The organism is Pseudomonas sp. GW704-F2, assembly GCF_059423025.1.
In genome coordinates this window covers 80,207-101,667 of the sequence record NZ_JBWKXO010000022.1, presented here as the reverse complement: position 1 = coordinate 101,667, position 21,461 = coordinate 80,207, and the positions used below count along the sequence as shown (strand labels likewise).

Sequence of the window (21,461 nt, the reverse complement as noted above, 5' to 3'; positions counted from 1 at the left end):
CTTCTAGGGGGCGGTTTACGACGCCGGATCCGATTGGCTTGGCGGGGGGGGCTAAATCTATACCAATTCGCGCCTAACCCGATTGAATGGGTAGACCCTCTCGGGTTAACTTGCATTAAAGCCCTTAATGGAGGGAAAAACATTTCTAAAAAGTGGGAGAGCAAGCTTTTCGGCAAAACGCCTCAGCAAGTTGAAATGTCGTTATTGAAAAAAGGCTATACCAAAAGCATCACAAATTTTAACACCAACAAGACTCAGCAGACGCAGTTTACTAGGATCACAAAATCCGGAAACAAAGATGTCCCGGACTACCATCCGGGTATTGTAAGGTGTACCGAAATGGGGAAGTCCAAGGACGCGTAGCCCCAACAGATTTTGTAAAATACGAAAAAATTGTCGATAGCCCAGTTTTTTTAGGCAGGGCATTAGTGAGCGCTCCGAAATAGAGGTGGTTATGAATTTGACTAACGCAATAGTATCAAAAGTTTCGAACGGTGGAATAACCATTGGAGAAAGCATTGCACAAGTACAAGCACGTCTGTCAGATAAGTACAAAACCCATAACAGCCCCAATTCGTTCACCATCGACAACGGGTTTGTTGCTGCGTATCAGGTGTATGATTTTTAGACTCAATATCCATCAGTACACACCTAATCCATTCATGTGGATTGACCCCTGGGGTCTTGAAACCTGCTATCAGAAGAGAACGAAAAGTGAAATCAAGAAGATGCGTGCCAACCTTGGAAAAAAGGCGGAGCTAAGGAAAAGTATCTGAAGAAAGTGGCAAAAGATCCAAAATTGCTTAAAAGACATGGCCGGGCAGGGGTAGATAGAATGACAAAAGGCCAAGTCCCTGATGGCTTTGACGTGCATCATAAAAATCCGAATTGATATTACTGCCAACTCGATATCGCCCAAGCCAATCTACTACTGACAGGCAGAGCAACCCACCATGACCTATCGACTCAACGAACTGCAATTCACGCTGCCCACTGATGATGTCCAAGACTCATCCATCAACATTCTGAAATTCGCCGACCTGAGCACTTCATTGATCATCACCCGTGCCGTGCTCGCTGATGGAGAAACCCTGCGCAGTAACTTTACAGAGCAACTGAAAAAGCTTGAGCAGCAGGTTCAGGAACTACGCTACCAACCACTGCAAAATGTTCGCGTCGGTGCCAGGCAAGATGTTGACGCCCTCGAGGTCCACAACCAGTTCGGCAGAGGTGGCGAGTGCATTTATCAGTATCAGTTAGGGCTGATCGTACCTGGCACTCGCCAACTGCTTGCCCTGAGTTACATCAAGGCCCAGCCCATGGGCGATCTCGAAAACGCGCAGTGGACGGGCCTGAAAAACACACTGGTGCTTAACTAACAACCTACAAGCCGTTCTTCCATGTCGACGCACATTTGGCGGCGCGCCTGGGCATCAACTTCGACGGCGCGTCATCAGCGATTTCGAATGCGGCCGCGTCTGCCTATGCACACGCAGCCCGCGCTGATGGCAGACTCAGATCACATAAAACCCATGTGTCCCATCCCGAGCCAATTGCTCCACCAGCCCGAACTCCCAATCCAGATAGGCCTGCATGGCTTCCTTGGGATTGTCGGTGCCTTCATACGGCCGGCGGTAGCGGTCGATGCGCGGCGAGGCCAGGCGGGTTTCACCTGCTTCCAGCGGCAGTTGGGCGGCGATCCAGCCGGCGGTGCCGTCTTGCAGCAGGAACACGTGTTTGCCGGTGAGGGCTTCGACTTCGGCCACGGCCAGGCGCGCCAGTTGGCTGCTGCCGCAGGTCAGGACGTAGCGCTCGGCGTTCGGCACTTTGGCCAGGGCTTGCGGCAGTTGCGCGCGCAGGGTCCACCAGGCGCCGGGGATGTGGCGCTTGACGTAGTTGGCGCTGGCGGTGAAGTCCAGCACCACGGTGTCGCCATGGGCCTGCCACTCGGCCAGGGTTTGCGGGCTGATCAGTTCGGCCTGGGGCGCGGCGGGCACCGGGGCGACCCAGGCGCCGGTTTCACTGAAGTGTGCCGGTTGCAGGTCATCCAGCACATGCACTTCCCAGCCCAGTTGGGCCAGCCAGGATGCAGACATATTCGCCCGCACGCCGTCGTCATCGGCCAGCACCAATCGCGCACCGCGCACGCTGGCGACATGGTCGGTTTCCTGGACCAGTTGGCCGCCCGGGGTGGAACGGGCGCCGAGCAGGTGGCCGGTGTCGAATTCTTCCGGGGTGCGTACATCGAACAGGTAGGTGGTGCGCGTCGTGTCCTGTTGCCAGCGTTGCAGGTCGGCCAGGCTTGCGCGGCCGACGCGGGCGCGGTCGGCCACTCGGCGTGCATCCTGGGCGGCGAGTTGGCGGTGGGCTTCGCCGGTCGGCGCAAAGCGGCGCGACTGGCCGTGGGCGAGTGTCTGCCCGGCCAGGGTCCAGCCGATGGTGCCATTGCGCAGGGCCGACACGGGGTTGGCTACGCCGGCATTGATCAGCGACTGGGTGCCGATAATGCTGCGGGTGCGTCCGGCGCAGTTGACGATGATGCGGGTGGCCGGGTCGGGCGCCAGCTCACGGGCGCGCAACAACAGCTCGGCGCCGGGCACGCTGATGCCGGTGGGGATGCTCATGGTCTGGTATTCGTCGAAGCGGCGGGCGTCGAGCACCACCACATCGGCCTGGCTGTCGAGCAGGGCCTGCACCTCTTCGGCAGCCAGGGACGGCGTGTGGCGCTCACTCTCCACCAGCTCGCCGAAGGCCTTGCTCTGCACGTTGACGTCGATAAACAGCTCGCCACCGGCGTTGCGCCAACCGTCCAGGCCGCCCTCCAACAGGCTGACTGCGGTGTAGCCCAGCGCAACCAGGCGTTCGGCGGCGCGGCTGGCGAGCCCTTCGCCGTTGTCGTAGACCGTCACCTGGGTATTGCGCCGCGGGATGCGCGAGTACACCTCCAGTTCCAGCTTGGACAGCGGGATGTTCGCGGCGAACAGCGGGTGGGATTCGGCAAACGGCGCTTCTTCGCGCACGTCCACCAGGGCGACTTCTTCGCGGTCCAACAGAGCCTGGCGAATCTGGGCAAAGCTGCGGTGCGATACGGTGCTCATAGGGCAGGGCTCTTTTCTTTGGACAAGTCCCAGATGTTCGGGAGAAAGGCGTTGGAATAACCGGAGATAAACAGCTTCTCGCTGCCGTCAGGCTGGTACACCGCGCGGCGCACGGCACCGATATTGGCGCCGTACACATGAATGCTGATCGACACCTGATCGGGGTGAGCATTGCTGACCTGATGGATATCGCCGACCTTGGGCGACACGGCCTCGACCTGGCCCGGCACCAGTTGGATCGGCTGGCCCGCGGCGACCAGGCGCCCGTCGGTGGCGCGCGCGAAGCCTTGGGAGAATTCCGAACCGCGCAGCATGCCGATCAGGCCCCAGACCCGATGGTCATGAATCGGCGTGCTTTGCCCCGGCCCCCATACAAAACTGACGATGCTGAAGCGCTGGCGCGAATCGGCATGCAGCAAAAATTGCTGGTAGCGCTCGGGGTCGGGTTGGGCGTATTCGTCGGGGAGCCAGTCGTCATGGCTGACCAGTTGCGCGAGCAGCTTGCCGCCACGGTGCAACAGGTCGCCTTCGCGTGGATTAGCGTCAATCAATTCCGCCAGGGCGCCTATGAAGGCCCTGAGTCTTTCGGGGTGCTTGGCCTGGGTCATGACACTTCCATCGGCTACTGTTGATCGGTTTATCTAAGCATAATGTTTGTAGTTAATATGCTATTTTTTAATGATTAGCTTATAGCCGAAGGTGATTTAGAACTGCTCTGCATCGTGTTAGGCGTTATCGAACGCAGCCCGGGCTATCCAGAAAACGTGCCTGCAACTATGCTTCGCACACATCTTAATGACTGTTTTCTATGTGCGGCCCAAATGAAAATTGACGATATCGATGCTTTTGTCGAAGTGATTCGGTGCCAGTCCATCAGCCATGCCGCCGAGTCGTTGCAACTGACCCAGCCGGCCATCACCCGCCGTGTGCAGAACTTCGAGCAGGCGTTGGGCGTGGAGCTGTTCGACCGCAACACCAAGCCCCTCAAGCCTACGCTGATCGGCACGCGCGTCTATGAGCAGTGCCGACTGATCCTGCGTGAGATGGATGCCCTGCGCGAACTGGTGGCCACCGATGCGCCGCCCACCGGACTGTTGCGCCTCGGTGTGCCGCAAACCATCGGCGACGTGGTGCTGCTCGATGCGCTCAAGCACTTGCGCACCGAATACCCTGACCTGCGCGCCCAGGTCGCCACCGGCTGGGGCAGCCAATTGATCGGCAAGATCGAACGCGGCGAGCTGGATGCGGCGGCGGCGTTGTTCCCGGCGGGCAAGATTTTCCCGGACAACGTGGTGGGGGAATCCATCGGCAAGATGGAGTTGGTGGTGGTCTGCGCCAAGGCACAGTTGCCGAAGAAACCGTGCAAGCTGGCCGATGTGTACCAGAACGGCTGGATCCTCAACCCGGACGGCTGCGGCTTCCGTGCCGGCTTGCAACGCACCTTGTCCGATCAGGGCCTGGCGTTGCGGGTGAACCTGGAAACCTTCGGCACCGAGCTGCAACTGGGCCTGGTGGCGGACGGCCTGGGCCTGGGCCTGGTGCCGCGCCCGTTGCTGGAGCGTAGCGCCCACCGTGAGCAACTGGCAGTGATGCCGCTCAAGGACTTCAAGCCGGTGATGAACCTGTGGCTGATCTACCCGCACTTCCTCGGTAACCTGCAAGGGCCGGTGGATGCGTTCGGCAAGTGGGTGGCGGACGCCTTGCACAAGATCCGCAACGCCGCTTGACCCCTGTGGGCGTGTAGGGGCGCGGGCGGCAAGGGCTTTAACCTGACCGTAGATAACGTTGTGTTTTCCCTGGGCCTGAGGTCTGATGGGCGCGGAAAATTGCTGGGTCAGGTGGGTCACTCATGCGCGAAGAACTCGCACACTATGGCGGTATTACCGTCATGATTCCGGCCGCGCTGGTCATCGCTGTGTGGCTGCGCTATTCGTCGCCGCGGGCGCTCAAGGGATGGCTCATCACCGTCGCTTGCACTTATTCAATCGTGGCGTTCAGCAAGTTGCTGTTCAAGGGCTGGGGCGTTTCGTTTCAACACCTTGATATTGCCGTGCTCAGTGGCCACGCCATGAACACATGCCTGGTGGTCACCGTGGCAATGAGTTTGGTGGCGCGCCAGTTCAACCCGGCCTTGCGCTGGCCCGCGGCGCTCGCCGGATTGATCGCCACCGGTTGGTTCAGTGCTTATTGTGTCGCGCCGTACATCCACCCTCTGAACGAGGCGCTGGCGGGCGGGTTATTGGGCGCGGTGGCCGCGCTGACGTTCTTGTGGCGAATAGATGTCGCGCAGGTCAATGTGTCGCCATCGCTGATCGGCGCTGGGGCAGTGGTCGTGTTATTGAGTGCGCTGGTGCCCAAGTACAACGCCGAGAACCTGCTTAACCATGTCGCCGTCAGCGTCTCCGGGGCGTCACGCGCCCATCAGGAGCCCGCGTGGCGCGTCGGCTCCGGGCCGATCAAGGCGCAATGAGTGGCGGCGTGTCTTGAACGGGCATACCGGTTGATGGGCGTCCCTCGGTGCTGAAGATGTTCGCCAGTAGCTCGTCGGTCTTGGTTTGCATGAAATGGCGGTCGCCACGGCTCTCTACGCACAGGCAGACGGACAGGGCATTACTGACTTGCAACTTGAAGCGCCAGTCGGCGAAGACCATGGACAGCCCGGAACCGGATTCGTCGAAGTCTAAAGAGTTGCTGGCATATAACATGTGCATTCGCTCAACCACCGTTGTCGAGTTGTCGACATTGACATGAATGTTTCCCGAAGACGGGAACAGGCCAATACGCTCTACCAGTAACTTTGAACTTTTCATGGCCGTGCCTCGTTGCTGTGCTCGGTGGGCACTTTATTATGAAGAGGCGCAAAAGTAAGGGAATGTTATTTTTAGTCGGTCAATAGGCAATTATGTTATTTATTGTCCGGCTGAAGAGATGGTCGAAACTTATTGCCTGTGAACATAATTGCCTGGCTTGTTTCAGGGTGCTATTGGCTGGCGTTGATGTTATTTATTCTTTGCTTTGGCTCATGAGTACTTTGCGGCGCGTGGGAGATGGCGGTGTTTAATAAGATTTTGATTGTGTGTGTCGGCAATATTTGTCGCAGCCCCATGGCGGAAAATCTACTGCGTGCCGCACTTGCTTCCAGCGATATACAGGTGAGTTCGGCGGGGTTGGCGGCGCTGCATCAACACCCGCTGGAAGCCACGGCTTCGCGGGTACTGGAAGAACACGGGCATGCTTTTCAGCCCCACCAGGCACGGCAATTGACGAGCGGGGCGGTGAGTGAAGCGGACCTGATTCTTGTGATGGAACAGTGGCAGATCGAGGAGGTGCTCAAACTCGCGCCGGTGGCTCGGGGCAAAGTATTCCTGCTGGGCAAGTGGCAGTGCAATAGAGAAATCAAAGACCCTTACCGCCAAGGCAAACCGGCATTTCTACAAGCGTATGGCTTGATTGAAGAAGCGACGGGTGCGTGGGCGCAGTTGTTGGCGGGTTGAGGTTGTTTGAATGTTATTTAAGGTCGGACATGATCGCTTGAACCCTCTACTGGAATATTGGGAAAGTGACTTGTGAATTGAGCGTCAAGTGTTGAGAAGATTGTGTTGTCAGGCTCTAGTGAGCGTTTGTGTGTCGAGTATAGCCGTTGTACGTGCATGGAGCCGGGCGTCTTGCACCCTGTGCCATTCCTAGACTATCTGTAAGAAAAAGAACTGACTTATGCAATCAGCAACTGCGGTAACTTCACACCATTCGGATGACACTGATTTAGACTTTATGGCGCTGGTGGGTACTCTACTGGATCATAAATGGCTGATCGGTGGAATCAGTATTGCCTTTATGGCCCTTGGCGCGGCCTATTCGGTATTGACGCCGCCGATCTATCAAGCGACCGCGTTAGTTCAGGTCGAACCGAAGAAGGGCGACATGCTGGGCTTCTCGGATGTCGGCAGCCTGCTCGGTAAAGAATCGCCGACGGTGACCGAAATCGAACTCATCCGCTCGCGGATCACCATCGGGACCGCCGTCGATAACCTGAACCTGGACCTTGACGTCAAACCCAAGCGTTTCCCATTGCTGGGGGGCTTTGTTGCCCGTCGTTTCAAACCCACCGAACAGGAGGCAGTGGCTGCACCGTGGTTGGGGTTGAGCAACTTCGCCTGGGGTGGTGAGGAGCTGAAGTTTTCCGAGCTGCGCCTTCCCACCAAACTGCTGGGCCAGGAGCTGACGTTGACCGCCGGCAATGGCGGCAGCTTCACGCTGTCGGACCAGGACGAGGCTGTTTTGCTTGAGGGCCAAGTGGGGCGCGCCTATGACAGCAGTGGCATCAAGCTGCGTGTCGAACAGCTTCGGGCCAACCCCGGTACCACTTTCAGCGTGGTCCGTTCACCGCGCCTGAGCACCATTTTGCGTTATCAGAAATTGCTGGATGTGGCTGAACGCGGCAAGGAATCGGGGATTATCGGGCTGGCCCTGGAAAGCCCGCGACCTGCCGACGCGATTCAAGTGCTCAATGAGGTCGCACGCATCTATGTGCGGCAAAACATTGACCGTACCTCGGCAGAAGCCGCGCAAAGCCTGGCGTTTCTCAAGGGCCAGTTGCCGCAAGTGCGCAAGGATGTCGAGCAGGCGGAAGCGGCGTTGAATCAATTTCAGATCCGCAACAAGACCATCGATATCAGCCTGGAAGCGAAAGCCATCCTGGATCAGATCGTCGCGTTGGATGCCAGCATCTCCGAACTCAAGATGCAGCAGGCGGAAATAGAGCGCAAGTTCACCCCTCAGCATCCCGTGTACCGGGCGTTACTGACTCAATTGGCAGAGCTGACCGAGCGCCAGAATGAGTTGGCCAAGAAGGTCGAGAGCCTGCCCACCACCCAGCAGGAGCTGCTGAGCCTGACCCGCGATTTGAAGGTCAGCACCGAGATCTACACGCTGCTGCTGAACAAGTATCAAGAGTTGGACGTGATGCGCGCCGGCACCGTGGGCAATGTGCGGCTCATCGATACCGCCGATGTTGATTTGCGAAGCCCGGTCAGGCCGCAGAAAGCGCTGATCATCGTGATTGCCACACTGCTCGGTGCCTTTATCGCGATCGCATTGGTGATGTTCCGCAAAGCGCTCAACCGCGGTGTTACCAACCCGAATGACCTGGAAAAGCTCGGCTTGCCGGTCTATGCCGCGATCCCGTTCAGCACGATACAAAAAGAGCTGGATCAAAAAACCTTTCGTAAAGACCAGCTCGGTGGCGCACGACTGTTGGCCATGACTCACCCCTCGGACCCAGCGATCGAAGGCTTGCGCAGCCTGCGTACCAGCTTGCATTTCGCCATGCTGGAAGCCGCTAACAATCGCCTGATGATCTCCGGGCCGAGCCCGCAGGTCGGCAAGACATTTGTGTCGGCGAACCTGGCGGCGGTGGTTGCCCATTCAGGGCAGCGGGTGTTGTTGGTCGACGTGGACATGCGCAAAGGCTATTTGCACAAGGTCTTCGGCGTATCGGTTGAAAACGGCTTGTCTGACGTGCTGGCCAAAAACTGCGAACTCACCGCAGCCATCCACCACACGGCCGTGGACAACCTCCACTTCCTCGGGCGCGGGCAAGTACCGCCGAACCCCTCTGAACTATTGATGCACGCCAATTTCAGCGCGTTCCTCGAACAGGTCAGCGCGCTGTATGACCTGGTGATTCTGGATACCCCGCCGTTTCTCGCGGTGACGGACGCAACCATCGTGGGGCGTCAGTCGGGCACCAACCTGATCGTGGCTCGCTTCGAAGTGAACTCCGTGCGTGAAGTGGAGTTGACGATGCGTCGCTATCAGCAAAGTGGCATCGAGCTCAAAGGCGCGATTTTCAATGGCATCGAAAAACGCTCATCCGCCAAATACGGCTATGGCGCCTACAGCTATTACAACTACGACTACAAGTCAGACAGCGTTTGATCTTGCGCTACCGGCAATCGACGTCCAACGAGCAGCCTTTTTACCACTGGCCGCAGGTTCAAAGAGAAACGCTATGAAAGTTACAGTTTTTGGCATCGGTTATGTCGGCCTGGTCCAGGCCGCGGTACTTGCTGACGTCGGTCACGACGTGCTTTGCATCGACATCGACGTTTCGAAGGTCGAACGTCTCAATCAGGGGCATATTCCGATCTATGAACCTGGCCTGGAGGCCCTGGTCAGGGATAACCGTGCTGCTGGTCGCCTGAACTTCACCGCCGATGGCGTGGCCGCGGTCAAGCATGGCGAAGTGCAGTTTATCGCCGTGGGTACGCCTCCCGACGAAGACGGTTCCGCGGACCTCAAGTACGTGCTGGCGGTGGCTGAAACCATCGGTCTGCATATGGACGCGGCGCTGACGATCATCGACAAATCCACCGTCCCGGTGGGCACGGCCGATAAGGTCAGCGCGCGTATCGCGGCCATGCTGGCTCAGCGCGACCGCAGCGATTTGAGCTTCGAGGTGGTGTCCAACCCGGAGTTTCTCAAGGAAGGCTGTGCGGTTGCCGATTGCACACGGCCAGACCGCATTGTCATCGGCACGGCCAGTCCACAGGCCGAAGCGGTCATGCGCGAGCTGTATGCGCCGTTCAATCGCAATCACGACCGAATCATCGTGATGGATGTACGCAGCGCCGAGCTGACGAAGTACGCAGCCAATTGCCTGCTCGCCACCAAGATCAGTTTCATGAACGAGATGGCCAACCTGGCCGAGCGCTTGGGCGCCGATATCGAGATGGTTCGCCAGGGGATCGGCTCCGACCCGCGCATCGGCTATCAGTTTCTTTACGCGGGCGTCGGTTACGGCGGCTCGTGCTTCCCCAAAGATGTCCAGGCGTTGATCCAGACCGCCGACGGCATCGACTTCGATGCCACGCTGCTCAAGGCCGTGGAACGGCGTAATGCCGAACAGAAACAGACGCTGTTCAACAAGCTTTCCAGTCGCTTCAACGGCGAGCTGGCGGGTAAGACCTTTGCGCTCTGGGGGCTGAGTTTCAAACCCAACACCGATGACATGCGCGAAGCACCCAGCCGGGTGCTGATGGAGGCCTTGTGGCGCGCGGGCGCCAAGGTGCAGGCCTATGACCCGGAAGCCATGGAAGAAACCCAGCGCATTTATGGCGACCGCGACGACTTGCGCTTGTGCGGCACCCAGGAGGCAGCCCTCAAAGGTGCGGATGCATTGATGATCGTCACCGAGTGGCAGGCATTCAAGGCGCCGGATTTCAACGTGATCAAACGGCAACTCAAACAGCCGTTGATTTTTGACGGACGCAACCTGTTCGACCCCGGCAGCGTGCTGAAGAAAGGTATTGAGTACATTTCCATTGGGCGACCTCTCAATACGGTATAGGTCCTCCCATGAGTGTGCTTAAAAGAGTCGTCAACGGCATTGGCGCCAACTCGTTTGGTCAGGTGGTCAATCTGCTGATCCAACTGGTGAGTGTCCCGGTCCTTATCGCCAGTTGGGGGTTTGGCGCCTACAGCGAATGGGTCGTGTTGTCCGCGATCCCCACCTACCTGGCGTTATCCGACCTGGGGGTAACCACCGCCGCCTCGAGCAAGGTGGTGATATGGCATGAGCGAGGCCGGTTGAAGGTTGCCAGTGCGGTCTACAGCACCAGCTTTGCGTTTTTACTGTTGGTGGGGGTTAGCGTGTTATTGCTGGCTGTTGGCTCTCTGGCGTTTTTCGACCTGTTCAGCCTGCTCAATCTCAAGTCCATCCGGAGCGGCGATGGGGTGTTGATCCTCTCGGCGTTGACTGGGTATTCGTTGCTGTGCCTGCTGACCAACATGGTTTCGATACGTTACCGCGCATCCAAGGCGCTGCCTTTGTCGTCCTTCATCATGAACGTGATCAGGATGCTGGAATGGTCGACCGCCTTACTGTGCGCGTATCTCACCCATAGCCTGGTTGCCACCAGCCTGGCGCTGTTGATCGTCCGTTCGAGCGGAATTGTGGTCAAGAATCTGCTGGCCGATCGGCTGGGCATCAGCTTGCGCTTCGATCCTTCGGTGGTCGGGAAGCGGGCGTTCATCACCTTGATCAGACCCTCGCTGGCGTCTTTGGCCTTTCCGATCGGGCTGGCGCTGAATGTTCAAGGGCTGACGATTTTGTTGTCGATACTGCTGTCACCGGCCCATGCCGCGATATTCGGTCTTTACCGAACGATCTCAAGGGTGTTGGTGCAGTTTTCCACGGTGGTGAATCAGTCGATCTGGCCGGAAATCTCTTATGCATTCTCCGTCGGTGACAACCAGTTGGTCAGGAAAATGATTCGTTATGCGCTGAGGTTTTCACTGCCCATTGCCTGTGGGATGGGCGCGCTGATCGTGGTATTCGGCGGGTCGATATTCGATGTCTGGTCGGGCAGAAAGGCGGATTACTCGGCAACCGTCATGCTGGTACTGATTGTCGGCGCACTGACGCATGTGGCGTGGCAGGTGTACTGGGTGGCCATGATGGCAACCGCTTCCTACTCGGCGTTTGCCGTGGTGTTCATGTTGGTGTCGATGGTCAGTGTGCTCGCGGTTTTTTGCCTGGCTCAAGACTTCGGACTGCTGGGTGTCTGTTATGTGCTGGTGGCCACGGAAGGGGTGTTGTTCTGCTTTGCCAAACGCGGGTTTTATCGTCTTGAACAGAGGATGGCCCGTGTTAATTAATTACCTGTTCCAGCACCGGCTGAAGGTGAGCCCGTTCAAGCTCGTCGGGTTGAAATACCTGGCCAAGCGCGCGCTGCTGCTCAGCCGATTGCTCCAGGCCAACCACCGCCAGTGCCGGCTGCGCCGACAGGGCGCGACTATCGGTGCGCTGGTGATGATCAACGATGCGGAGTTTGAAGGCGCCGTTGGCCGTTTCAGCATCGGCGCGGGCAGTTTTATCGGCAAGCGCACGTTTATCCAATTGCACGCCCCCGTGAAGGTTGGCGGGCATGTTGCGATCAATGACGGTGTGCGAATCCTGACGGGCACGCACGGCGTGGACGATCCCGCTTGGCGGTTGAAGGTCGCGCCGGTGGTGATTGGCGATTACGCGTGGATTGCCACGGGCGCGATCATCTTGCCAGGGGTGACCATCGGTGAAGGCGCCGTGGTCGGTGCGGGCAGTGTCGTTGCCCGCGATGTAGCGCCTTTCACGATCGTCGCGGGTAACCCGGCGGTCGCGATCAAACGTCGCGCCGAGTGCGCGTTCACCTACAGCCCGGTCAGGTCGAGTGCCGTGGTTGAAGCCTGGATGGGTAAATAAGATGATCCTGGTCGCTCATCCGGTGGGTAATCAAAACGTTCGCGCACTATTGGGTGCGTTGAATCAACGGCGCTTGCTGCATTCGTTCCATAGCTCGCTGGCGTTGCATAAAGACTCTTGGCTTTGCCGTCTTCCGGTCGTTGGCAAAGAGTGCCTGCGGCGCACGTTCGACATGGTCGACGGCGCGTTGCTGCACAGCTACCCGCGCTACGATGTGCCTCGCGTGCTCTGTGACAAGTTGAAGTGGTACAGCCTTACGCAGCGCAACATCGGGATGTTCTGCCCGGAAAATGTGTACGAACACATTGATCGGGCCAGCGCGCAGTTCTTGTACAACACCGCGCGTAAACCCAGCCAGGTGTACGGTTATGACGGCAAGTGCAAGGCCCTGTTCACCGCCGCCAAGGCGGTTGGCGGGATCACGCTCAATTATGAGGCGGCCTTCGGCTCCATTTCCTACGCGTGCGGGATGCTGGACCATGAGCGTGAAGCGAACCCCGCGTGGCGGGCGAGCATTCCCAACCTCAGCGAAACCACCATCCGCAAGCAGACCGCCGAACTGGCGTTGGCGGATCGGATCATCGTGGCCAGCACGTTTGCCAAACGCACCCTGGGTGAATCCGGCATCGCCCACCAAAAAGTTGCGGTGACCCCCTATGGCGCACCCGCACCGATGGTCCACAAAGAGGTGAATGTCCGGGCCGGGGGGCCGCTCAAAGTGATTTTTGTCGGTGCGCTGACCCAGCAGAAGGGCATCTCGTATTTTTTCGAGGCGCTGAAGATCGCGTCGGGCAGCGTTGCCCTGGATGTCACCGTCATCGGTGCCGACTATGCCAATGGGCGTAACCAGGCGCTCAATAGCGAGCTGAAGAAGTATCGCTGGCTCAGCTCGGCGCCCCACGATCAGGTCATCCGCCAATTGCTGGCGGCCGACGTGCTGGTCTTGCCTTCACTCGCCGAAGCGTTCGGCCTGGTGGTGGGCGAGGCACTGTCCACGGGGACGGCGGTCATCGTTTCGCAGAATTGTGGCGCGGCGGATTTGATCATCGACGGTTTCAACGGGTATGTGGTGCCGATCCGTTCCGCCGAGGCCATTGCTGCCCGTCTGGTCGAGCTGGCCGATGACAGTGAAAAACTCAGTGCGCTGAAGCACAACGCGGTGTTCTCGGCAGGTAGGACGACCTGGGACACCTACGCCACGGAGGTGCTGGATGCAATCCTTGGCCAACCCTGAGCTGTCCAGCCTGAAGGAGCGCTACAGAAAGCGCGTGGTCAGTGCGTTTGTCCTGATCTATCTGTTCATTTTGTTTGAAGGGGTTTTGCGCAAGTGGCTGCTGCCGGGCCTGAGCTCGGCCATCTATTTCATCAAGGATCCGATTGTTCTCTACATCTATTGGTACGCGTTCAGGTTCGGCTTTTTTTCCAAGAACCTGCTGTCGGCGTACTTCGTCATGTTGTTGGTGGTGTTCTTTGTTCTGGTCTCCGCATTTTTGTTGAGCAGCCCTGAAGGGCTGGTCATCTACGGCTATGGCGTCAGGAACTACTTGCTGTATTTCCCCCTGATATTCGTTGCCGGAAAAACCCTGCAGTTGGCCGATGTCTACCGTTTCGCCCGGATCACGCTGTTTGCGGCGATTCCCATCAGCGTGCTGGTGGTCATGCAGTATTCGTCCGGGCCGCAAGCCTTCGTCAATAAAGGCATTGGGGACGATGACTTCATTTTCATGATCGCCGACGGGGTTGTCCGGCCGTATGGGACGTTCACGTTCACCGCCGGGCACGTTGTTTACGTGTCCGCCTGCTTTGCTTTCCTGGTGGCGGCGATTTTCGACCGAGCCTTGTTCCGCGCAGTGTTTGCCGGGCGATACCTGTTGTTCCCGGTGTCGGCCATCTCGGTGGCGGTGATGTGTTTCTTGACCGGATCGCGGGCCATCTATGCGTATGCCGCCATCGTGCTGTTGGCGGCCTTGATGGTCGCCTTGATCAAGAAATCGCAAAGAAACCTGTTGTCGCTGTTTTTCCTGGTGGCGGCACTGTTTGTCAGCCTGCTGATTTTCATGTCGTCCGACAGTTACCAGATTCTCGTCGAGCGCAACCGGAGTGCCGTCGCCAGTGAAGGTTCGCCGGTGACCCGGGCGTTCTCCAGTCTGTATGCGTTCACTCGCGTGATCGACGATGCACCGCTGTGGGGACACGGCATCGGCTCGGGTACGAATGCCGCCTCAGCGATATTGCGCGCAGGGCGCGAGCAAGGCGCGGGGTTTTTGCTGGCCGAAGATGAATGGTCGCGGATCATCCTGGAACTGGGCCTTCCCATCGGGGCGCTCTTTATCCTGTTCAGGATCTTCTTGCTGATCTGGTTACTGCTCAAAGCCTATAAAGCGCTGATCAGGCAGGGCACCGGCGTTCCATTGCTGCTGTGCGGTTTCCTGGCGCCGATTTTATTCAATGGGGTCATGACCATGCAGGGCACGTTCCTGGCCTTTGGCGTGTTCTACGCCTGCCTGATTCTTGCCGCTTGCAAGAAGACTTGAATCAATTCAACGGATGAGCGGACAGCACTTGAAGTTATTAAGAATCATCTCTTCGGTTAAACCGGAAAAGGGCGGCCCCATCAACGCTGCCCGCGAAATCGACAAGATTCTCCAGCAGAACGGGCATCTCGTGGATGTCTTGACGCTGGATGCGGACTTCGCCGTCGACTACCCAGGAACCGTTCACTTCATGGGGCCGAGCCTGTTTGGGTATGGCGTAAACGCCAGGATCCGCCAATGGCTGGAACAACACGCCAGTGACTACGATTTTTTTATCGTCAACGGTTTGTGGCAGTACCACGGGTTTATTGCGCGCCAGGTCCTGCACAAGTTGGGGCGGCCTTACATCGTTTATACCCATGGCATGCTCGACCCCTGGTTCAAGCACGCATATCCGCTCAAGCATTTGAAGAAATGGCTGTACTGGCCATGGGGTGAATACCGCGTATTGAGGGATGCCCAGCGCGTGGTGTTTACCAGTGAAGAAGAGAAAATCCGTGCGCGCGAGTCATTTTGGCTGTACCGCGCCAAAGAGACGGTCACCGCCTACGGCACCGCCAGCCCACCTGCGGGCGGTGCAGCGCTGGCGCAGCGCTTTGTTGATGAGCATCCGGTGTTGAAGGGCAAACGGGTGCTGTTGTTCCTGAGTCGCATCCACGAAAAAAAGGGCTGCGACCACCTGCTGCAAGCCTTTGCCCAAGTGGCTGGCGAAGACGAACGCTTGCACCTGGTCATGGCCGGGCCCGATCAAGGCGGCTGGGTGCAGGCGCTGCAGGCGCAGGCCGTGGAACTGGGGATCGCCGACCGCGTGACGTGGCCGGGCATGTTGCAGGGCGCCGCGAAATGGGGCGCCTTTTACGCCGCGGAGGTGTTTTGCCTGCCGTCCCATCAGGAGAATTTCGGCGTGGTCGTGGCGGAGGCGCTGGCCTGCGGCAAACCGGTGCTGATCAGCAACAAGGTCAACATCTGGCGCGAAATCGAAGCCGACGCGGTTGGCTTTGTGAGCGACGACACGGTGCTGGGCGCCGTGCATAACCTGCGTCGTTGGTTGCGGCTCGACCCGCAGCAGTATGCGGACATGTCCGGGCGCGCCCGCCGCTGTTTTACCGAGCGCTTTCATATCCAACGCGGCGCGCAGCGTTTGCTGGAGATCGTGCGGGAGTGCCTTGCATGATTCTCCAAGGCAATGATCCGTATCGCGCCGCTTCATTTTCATTGTCCCATCGGTTGCGGCGGCAGCTGTGGAACACGGTCTATGTGCTGCTATTCCGTACCAGCCCGCGTCCCTTTCATGGGTGGAGGGCGTTTCTGTTGAGGCTGTTCGGCGCGCGCCTGGGCAAGGGTGTGCATGTTTATCCGCGGGCCAAAGTGTGGGCGCCGTGGAATCTCGAGCTGGGTGACCATGTCGGTATTGCCGATGACACCAATATTTACAACATGGCGCTGATTTCTATCGGGCGTTACAGCGTGATTTCCCAGGGCGCGCATTTGTGCGGCGGGTCGCATGACTACAACAGTCGCAACTTTCAACTCTACGCCAAACCGATCGTGCTCGGAGAGCACGTATGGGTGTGTGCCGATGCCTTTATCACGCTGGGCGTGTGTATTGCCGATGGCGTCGTAGTGGGCGCCCGCGCGCTCGTCATCAAAAACATCGCGCAAGCGTGGACCGTGCATGCCGGGCATCCGACCCGGCTTATCGGCCAGCGTACCCAGCATCTGCAAGAGCCTGCACCACGACAAGGGAGTCAAGCCTGATGACCGCACCGCATAACCTGCCTCACCTGCACGGTGGCTGACATGAAACGCGAAACCGTCAGTGTGATCATCCTCACCTACAACGAAAGCCTGCATATCGCCCGCGCGATCGAGTCGGTGCGCGCCTTCAGCGACGAAGTGCTGGTGGTCGACTCGTTCTCCAGCGACGACACTTGCGAGATCGCCCGGCGCCACGGCGCCCTGGTGGTGCAGCACGCGTTCGTCAACCAGGCCAAGCAGTTCCAGTGGGCGCTGGATAATTTGCCGATCACCGGTAACTGGACGATGCGCCTGGATGCCGATGAAATCATCGAGGCCGATTTGGCGGCGCAGATCAACACGCGGCTGCCGACGCTGGACCAGGGCATCACCGGCATCAACTTCAAGCGCAAGCATATTTTCATGGGCCGCTGGGTACGCCATGGCGGCCGCTACCCGTTGAAGATGCTGCGGCTGTGGCGCACGGGGCAGGGGCGCATCGAAGATCGCTGGATGGACGAGCACATCTCGGTGGCCGAGGGTCGCACCATCACCCTGGAGGGCGGGTTTGCCGATCACAACCTGCACGACTTGACGTTCTTCACCCACAAGCACAACCAGTACGCGACCCGTGAAGCGATTGAGATCATCAACTCACGCCTGGGGTTGTTTGCGGTGCGCCATGAATTGAATGAGGGCCACAGTTCGTTCCAGGCCAAGCTCAAGCGCCTGGTTAAAAACCGGGTGTATAACCGCGTGCCGTTTACCTTGAGTTCGACGGCGTACTTCCTCTGGCGCTACATCGTTCAACTGGGTTTTCTCGATGGCCGCAGCGGCCTGGTTTATCACTTGCTGCAAGGTTACTGGTACCGCTTTCTGGTGGGCGCCAAGGTGCTTGAACTGGAAACCGCGATCGCTCACTTAGACGATAAGGACTCAATCGTCCGCGAACTTTCAAAGTTGACCGGACATAACTTGACGCTGCCCATACCGAAATAACTGACCGTTTTTAACAAACACCCAAGTTCGGGTGTCGGCCTTCGCTCGCCTATTATTTGGGAGATAGACATGAAAAAAGTCGCGCTTATTACCGGGATTACCGGGCAGGATGGTTCTTACCTGGCGGAACTGTTGCTGGAAAAAGGCTACGTCGTGCATGGCTTGAAACGCCGCTCTTCGTCGTTCAATACCCAGCGCATCGATCACATTTACCAAGACCCCCAAGCCCTGCATAAAAACCTGATCCTGCACTATGGCGACCTGGCGGACTCGTCCAACCTGACGCGCATCATCCAGCAGATCCAGCCGGACGAGATCTATAACCTCGGCGCCCAATCCCATGTGGCCGTCAGCTTCGATTCGCCGGAATACACCGCCGACGTAGACGCCCTCGGCACCTTGCGCATCCTCGAGGCCATCCGTCTGCTCGGCCTGGAAAAGAAGACCCGCTTCTACCAGGCCTCCACGTCCGAGTTGTACGGGCTGGTGCAGGAAACCCCGCAAAAGGAAACCACGCCGTTCTATCCGCGCTCGCCCTATGCCGTGGCCAAGCTGTATGCCTACTGGATCACCGTGAATTTCCGCGAAGCCTACGGGCTGTATGCCTGCAACGGCATCCTGTTCAACCACGAGTCGCCCCGTCGTGGCGAAACCTTCGTCACCCGCAAGATCACCCGCGCCTTGACCAACATCGCCCTGGGCCTGGAGCAATGCCTGTACATGGGCAATATGGACGCCTTGCGCGACTGGGGCCATGCCAAGGACTACGTTCGCATGCAGTGGATGATGCTGCAGCAGGACAGCCCCGAAGACTTCGTGATTGCCACCGGGGTGCAGTATTCGGTGCGCGATTTCATTCGCTGGTCGGCGGCGGAACTGGGGCTGCGCTTGCGCTTTGTCGGCGAGGGCGTGGAGGAAGTCGGGGTGGTCGAGCACATCGACGGTGACCTGGCGCCCGGCATGCTGGTGGGTGACGTGATTGTGCGGGTGGACCCGCGCTACTTCCGCCCGGCGGAAGTCGAGACGCTGCTGGGCGACCCGTCCAAGGCCAAGCAGAAACTGGGCTGGGTGCCGGAAATCAGCGCCCAGCAGATGTGTGCGGAGATGGTCCGCGAAGACCTGCAAATCGCGCGGCGCCATGCGTTGCTGCGCCTGCACGGCCACGATGCGCCGATTGCCGTGGAGAACTGAGCATGGCACGTGATCTGAACGCACGGATCTTTGTCGCCGGCCATCGCGGTATGGTCGGCTCGGCCATCGTGCGCCGCCTCTGGGCCTTGGGCTATACCCAGATCCTCACCGCCGGCCGCGATCGACTGGACCTGTTGGACCCCGCGGCCGTGCACGCGTATTTCGCCGAACAACGGATCGACCAGGTGTACCTGGCGGCGGCCAGGGTCGGTGGGATTCACGCCAACGCCACGTACCCCGCCGATTTCATCTACCAGAACCTGATGATCCAGGCCAATGTGATCCACGCCGCCCACACTCATGGGGTGTTCAAGTTGTTGTTCCTCGGATCGTCGTGCATCTACCCGGTGCTCGCCGCCCAGCCGATGACCGAGCAGGCGCTGCTTGCCGGCTCGCTGGAACCGACCAACGAACCCTACGCCGTGGCCAAGATCGCCGGCATCAAGTTGTGCGAAAGCTACAACCGCCAGCACGGGCGCGATTACCGCAGTGTGATGCCGACCAACCTGTACGGCCCGGGCGACAACTACCACCCGGACAACAGCCATGTGATCGCCGGCTTACTGCGCCGTTTTCATGAGGCGGTACAGCGCGGTGACGAAGAAGTGCTGATTTGGGGCAGCGGCGCGCCACGGCGCGAGTTCCTGCATGTGGATGACATGGCGGCCGCCAGCGTGCATGTGATGGAACTCAGCCAGGAGGGCTATGGCGAACACACCGAGCCCATGCGTTCCCACGTCAACGTCGGCACCGGCGTGGATTGCACCATCCGCGAACTGGCCGAGGCGCTGGCCCGGGTCACGGGCTTCAAGGGCCGTTTGCGGTTCGATACCAGCAAACCCGACGGTGCGCCGCGCAAGTTGCTCGATGTCAGCCGTATCAACGCCCTCGGCTGGGAAGCCTACGTGCCGTTGGAGGAGGGGCTGCGCGATGCCTACAACGCGTATCTCGCGGCCCTCGAACAGCCTCGGGGCCATTAATGAAGATCCTTTTGTATGGCATCAACTACAGCCCCGAGCTGACCGGTATCGGCAAGTACAGCGGTGAACAGGCGCGCTGGCTCGCCAGCAAGGGCCACGCGGTGCGGGTAGTCACGGCGCCGCCGTATTACCCGCAATGGCAGGTCGGCGAGGGCTACTCGGCGTGGCGTTTTCGCACCGAACAGGTCGACGGCGTGACGGTGGTGCGCTGCCCGTTGTACGTGCCGCGCAAGCCCACGGCGCTGAAGCGCTTGCTGCACCTGATCAGCTTTTCCGCCAGTTCGTGCCTGGCGGTATTGGCGCAACTGCGCTGGAAGCCGGACCTGGTCATCCTGGTGGTGCCGACCTTGTTCTGCGCGCCCCAGGCCTTGTTGTTGGCCAGGCTGTGTGGCGCCAAGTCCGTGCTGCATATCCAGGATTATGAAGTCGATGCGATGTTCGGCCTGGGCCTGGGCGGCAGCCCGTTACTGCGGCGACTCGCGTGGGGCGTGGAGCGCGGCTTGCTGCGGCGCTTTGACCGGGTCTCGACGATATCCAGCGGCATGCTGGAGAAGGCGGCCGGCAAAGGCGTCGAGGCGCAGCGCCTGCTGTTCTTTCCCAACTGGTCGGAGACCGAGCGTTTCCTCGATGTGCCGCGCAACAGCGGGCTGCTGGAACGGCTCGGCGTGCCGGCGGGAAAGCGGGTGCTGTTGTACTCGGGCAACATCGGCGAGAAGCAGGGGCTCGAACTGATCCTCGATGCCGCCCAGGCTCACGTCCATCGCCCGGAGCTGGTGTTTCTGATCGTCGGCCAGGGCGCCGGCCAGGCCCGCCTGCTGCAGCGCGCACACAGCGAGGGCCTGCACAACGTGGTCTTCGCCCCGTTGCAGGCGTATGAAGACTTGCCTGCGCTGCTGGCCTCGGCGGACGTCCACCTGGTGATCCAGAAACGCGGCGCGGCGGATTCGGTATTGCCCTCCAAGTTGACCAACATTCTGGCCGTCGGCGGCAATGCAATCATCACCGCTGACCCCGACACCACCCTTGGCCGGCTGTGCGACGAGCATCCGGGCATTGCCGTGCGGGTCGAACCCGAATCGGTCAGCGCCCTGAATGCAGGGATCGAGCGGGTGCTGGCATTGCCTGTGCGCAACGTGGTGGCGTTGAACTACGCCGCGGATTTTCTTGATAAAGAGCGTGTCCTCCAACGCTTTATGGCACAGGTCTGACGCTTATGTGGCTTGATTTACCGACCTTCAATACGGTCGTGACGTCGACGCCGTTGGTGGCCATCGACTTGATCGTGAGGAAACCCAACGGCGATACGTTGCTGGGCTTGCGGATCAACCGGCCGGCCTATGGCTTCTGGTTCGTCCCCGGCGGGCGCATCCAGAAAAACGAAACCCTGGACGACGCCTTCCGCCGCCTGACCCACGAAGAACTCGGCCACACCTTCGAACGCGCCGATGCGCAGTTGCTGGGTGTGTTCGAGCACTTCTACGACGACAGCGTCTTCGCCAACGCCGGGAACGGCCCGGACACCCACTACGTGGTGCTGGGTTATTGCCTGACCCTTGCCGAGAATCAGGTCCTGGAACCGCCCACCGAGCAGCATCGGCACTACCGCTGGTGGCCGCTGGATGAGCTGCGCTACAGCCCACGTGTACACGAGAACACCCGTGCCTATTTCTGACCCTCTATC

At 59.2% G+C, this 21,461-nt stretch carries 20 protein-coding genes and 1 pseudogene; 18 read left to right on the top strand and 3 right to left on the bottom strand.

The features are described from left to right. Together AC07W0_RS19250 and AC07W0_RS19245 are read left to right on the top strand one after the other, a co-directional pair. Window positions 1-114 (top strand): annotated as a pseudogene (locus tag AC07W0_RS19250) (RHS repeat-associated core domain-containing protein); the annotation flags it as partial. An 839-nt stretch (window positions 115-953) separates the two neighbouring features. Then, complete coding sequence (locus tag AC07W0_RS19245) at window positions 954-1,379, top strand: DcrB-related protein (protein ID WP_102617944.1); 426 nt, start codon at window positions 954-956, stop codon at window positions 1,377-1,379. Window positions 1,380-1,514: 135 nt separating this feature from the next. Here the strand turns inward: AC07W0_RS19245 and AC07W0_RS19240 are convergent, their stop codons facing one another. Beyond that, window positions 1,515-3,098 carry a rhodanese homology domain-containing protein gene (locus AC07W0_RS19240; protein ID WP_102617943.1) on the bottom strand — a complete coding sequence of 528 codons (1,584 nt, stop codon included), beginning with the start codon at window positions 3,096-3,098 and terminating at the stop codon, window positions 1,515-1,517. Further along, a complete protein-coding gene (locus AC07W0_RS19235) occupies window positions 3,095-3,706 on the bottom strand; it encodes a cysteine dioxygenase family protein (protein ID WP_046383845.1) in 612 nt (203 codons plus the stop codon). Before AC07W0_RS19235 ends, AC07W0_RS19240 begins: the two co-directional genes overlap by 4 nt. A gap of 213 nt (window positions 3,707-3,919) precedes the next feature. Here AC07W0_RS19235 and AC07W0_RS19230 point away from each other — a divergent pair, with 213 nt between their 5' ends. Further along, window positions 3,920-4,825 (top strand): LysR family transcriptional regulator, encoded by a 906-nt coding sequence (locus AC07W0_RS19230; protein WP_046488498.1) that lies wholly within the window; start codon window positions 3,920-3,922, stop codon window positions 4,823-4,825. 122 nt (window positions 4,826-4,947) lie between these two features. Then, window positions 4,948-5,568: a hypothetical protein gene (locus AC07W0_RS19225; RefSeq protein ID WP_046383843.1), complete on the top strand. Its 621-nt coding sequence runs from the start codon at window positions 4,948-4,950 to the stop codon at window positions 5,566-5,568. Here AC07W0_RS19225 and AC07W0_RS19220 read toward each other — a convergent pair. Further along, window positions 5,555-5,908, bottom strand: a complete 354-nt coding sequence (locus AC07W0_RS19220) for a phosphomannomutase (RefSeq protein ID WP_232591609.1) — start codon at window positions 5,906-5,908, stop codon at window positions 5,555-5,557. The two genes, AC07W0_RS19225 and AC07W0_RS19220, sit on opposite strands and share 14 nt — an antisense overlap. 243 nt (window positions 5,909-6,151) lie before the next feature. Between AC07W0_RS19220 and AC07W0_RS19215 the strand changes: the two genes are divergently transcribed. From AC07W0_RS19215 to AC07W0_RS19150, 14 genes are all read left to right on the top strand, one after another. Then, complete coding sequence (locus AC07W0_RS19215) at window positions 6,152-6,592, top strand: low molecular weight protein-tyrosine-phosphatase (RefSeq protein ID WP_173677819.1); 441 nt, start codon at window positions 6,152-6,154, stop codon at window positions 6,590-6,592. A gap of 220 nt (window positions 6,593-6,812) precedes the next feature. Beyond that, window positions 6,813-9,035, top strand: a complete 2,223-nt coding sequence (locus tag AC07W0_RS19210; RefSeq protein WP_102617941.1) for a polysaccharide biosynthesis tyrosine autokinase — start codon at window positions 6,813-6,815, stop codon at window positions 9,033-9,035. A 73-nt stretch (window positions 9,036-9,108) separates the two neighbouring features. Next, complete coding sequence (locus AC07W0_RS19205) at window positions 9,109-10,446, top strand: UDP-glucose dehydrogenase family protein (protein WP_046383840.1); 1,338 nt, start codon at window positions 9,109-9,111, stop codon at window positions 10,444-10,446. An 8-nt stretch (window positions 10,447-10,454) separates the two neighbouring features. Beyond that, window positions 10,455-11,756: a lipopolysaccharide biosynthesis protein gene (locus AC07W0_RS19200; protein WP_102617940.1), complete on the top strand. Its 1,302-nt coding sequence runs from the start codon at window positions 10,455-10,457 to the stop codon at window positions 11,754-11,756. Then, window positions 11,746-12,339 carry an acyltransferase gene (locus AC07W0_RS19195; RefSeq protein ID WP_269432655.1) on the top strand — a complete coding sequence of 198 codons (594 nt, stop codon included), beginning with the start codon at window positions 11,746-11,748 and terminating at the stop codon, window positions 12,337-12,339. Before AC07W0_RS19200 ends, AC07W0_RS19195 begins: the two co-directional genes overlap by 11 nt. 1 nt (window position 12,340) lies before the next feature. Then, the gene (locus AC07W0_RS19190; protein ID WP_102617939.1) at window positions 12,341-13,573 is read left to right on the top strand and encodes a glycosyltransferase family 4 protein; all 1,233 of its coding nucleotides are present in this window, start codon (window positions 12,341-12,343) and stop codon (window positions 13,571-13,573) included. Beyond that, entirely contained in the window at window positions 13,551-14,873 is a 1,323-nt protein-coding gene (locus AC07W0_RS19185; RefSeq protein ID WP_046383837.1) for an O-antigen ligase family protein, read from the top strand. The genes AC07W0_RS19190 and AC07W0_RS19185 overlap by 23 nt, the downstream gene beginning before the upstream one ends. A 28-nt stretch (window positions 14,874-14,901) precedes the next feature. After that, entirely contained in the window at window positions 14,902-16,047 is a 1,146-nt protein-coding gene (locus tag AC07W0_RS19180) for a glycosyltransferase (RefSeq protein WP_102617947.1), read from the top strand. Beyond that, the gene (locus AC07W0_RS19175) at window positions 16,044-16,631 is read left to right on the top strand and encodes an LbetaH domain-containing protein (RefSeq protein ID WP_046383836.1); all 588 of its coding nucleotides are present in this window, start codon (window positions 16,044-16,046) and stop codon (window positions 16,629-16,631) included. The genes AC07W0_RS19180 and AC07W0_RS19175 overlap by 4 nt, the downstream gene beginning before the upstream one ends. A 42-nt stretch (window positions 16,632-16,673) precedes the next feature. Continuing rightward, window positions 16,674-17,609, top strand: coding sequence for a glycosyltransferase family 2 protein (locus AC07W0_RS19170; protein WP_046488486.1), 936 nt, complete (start codon window positions 16,674-16,676; stop codon window positions 17,607-17,609). A gap of 69 nt (window positions 17,610-17,678) precedes the next feature. Beyond that, on the top strand, window positions 17,679-18,800 hold the full coding sequence (gene gmd / locus AC07W0_RS19165) for a GDP-mannose 4,6-dehydratase (protein WP_046383834.1): 1,122 nt from the start codon (window positions 17,679-17,681) through the stop codon (window positions 18,798-18,800). A 2-nt stretch (window positions 18,801-18,802) separates the two neighbouring features. Then, the gene (gene fcl / locus AC07W0_RS19160; RefSeq protein ID WP_102617938.1) at window positions 18,803-19,780 is read left to right on the top strand and encodes a GDP-L-fucose synthase; all 978 of its coding nucleotides are present in this window, start codon (window positions 18,803-18,805) and stop codon (window positions 19,778-19,780) included. Further along, the gene (locus tag AC07W0_RS19155; protein WP_102617937.1) at window positions 19,780-20,988 is read left to right on the top strand and encodes a glycosyltransferase WbuB; all 1,209 of its coding nucleotides are present in this window, start codon (window positions 19,780-19,782) and stop codon (window positions 20,986-20,988) included. Before fcl ends, AC07W0_RS19155 begins: the two co-directional genes overlap by 1 nt. Before the next feature lie 5 nt (window positions 20,989-20,993). Then, window positions 20,994-21,452 carry a GDP-mannose mannosyl hydrolase gene (locus AC07W0_RS19150; RefSeq protein WP_046383831.1) on the top strand — a complete coding sequence of 153 codons (459 nt, stop codon included), beginning with the start codon at window positions 20,994-20,996 and terminating at the stop codon, window positions 21,450-21,452. The last annotated feature ends 9 nt before the right edge of the window (window positions 21,453-21,461 follow it).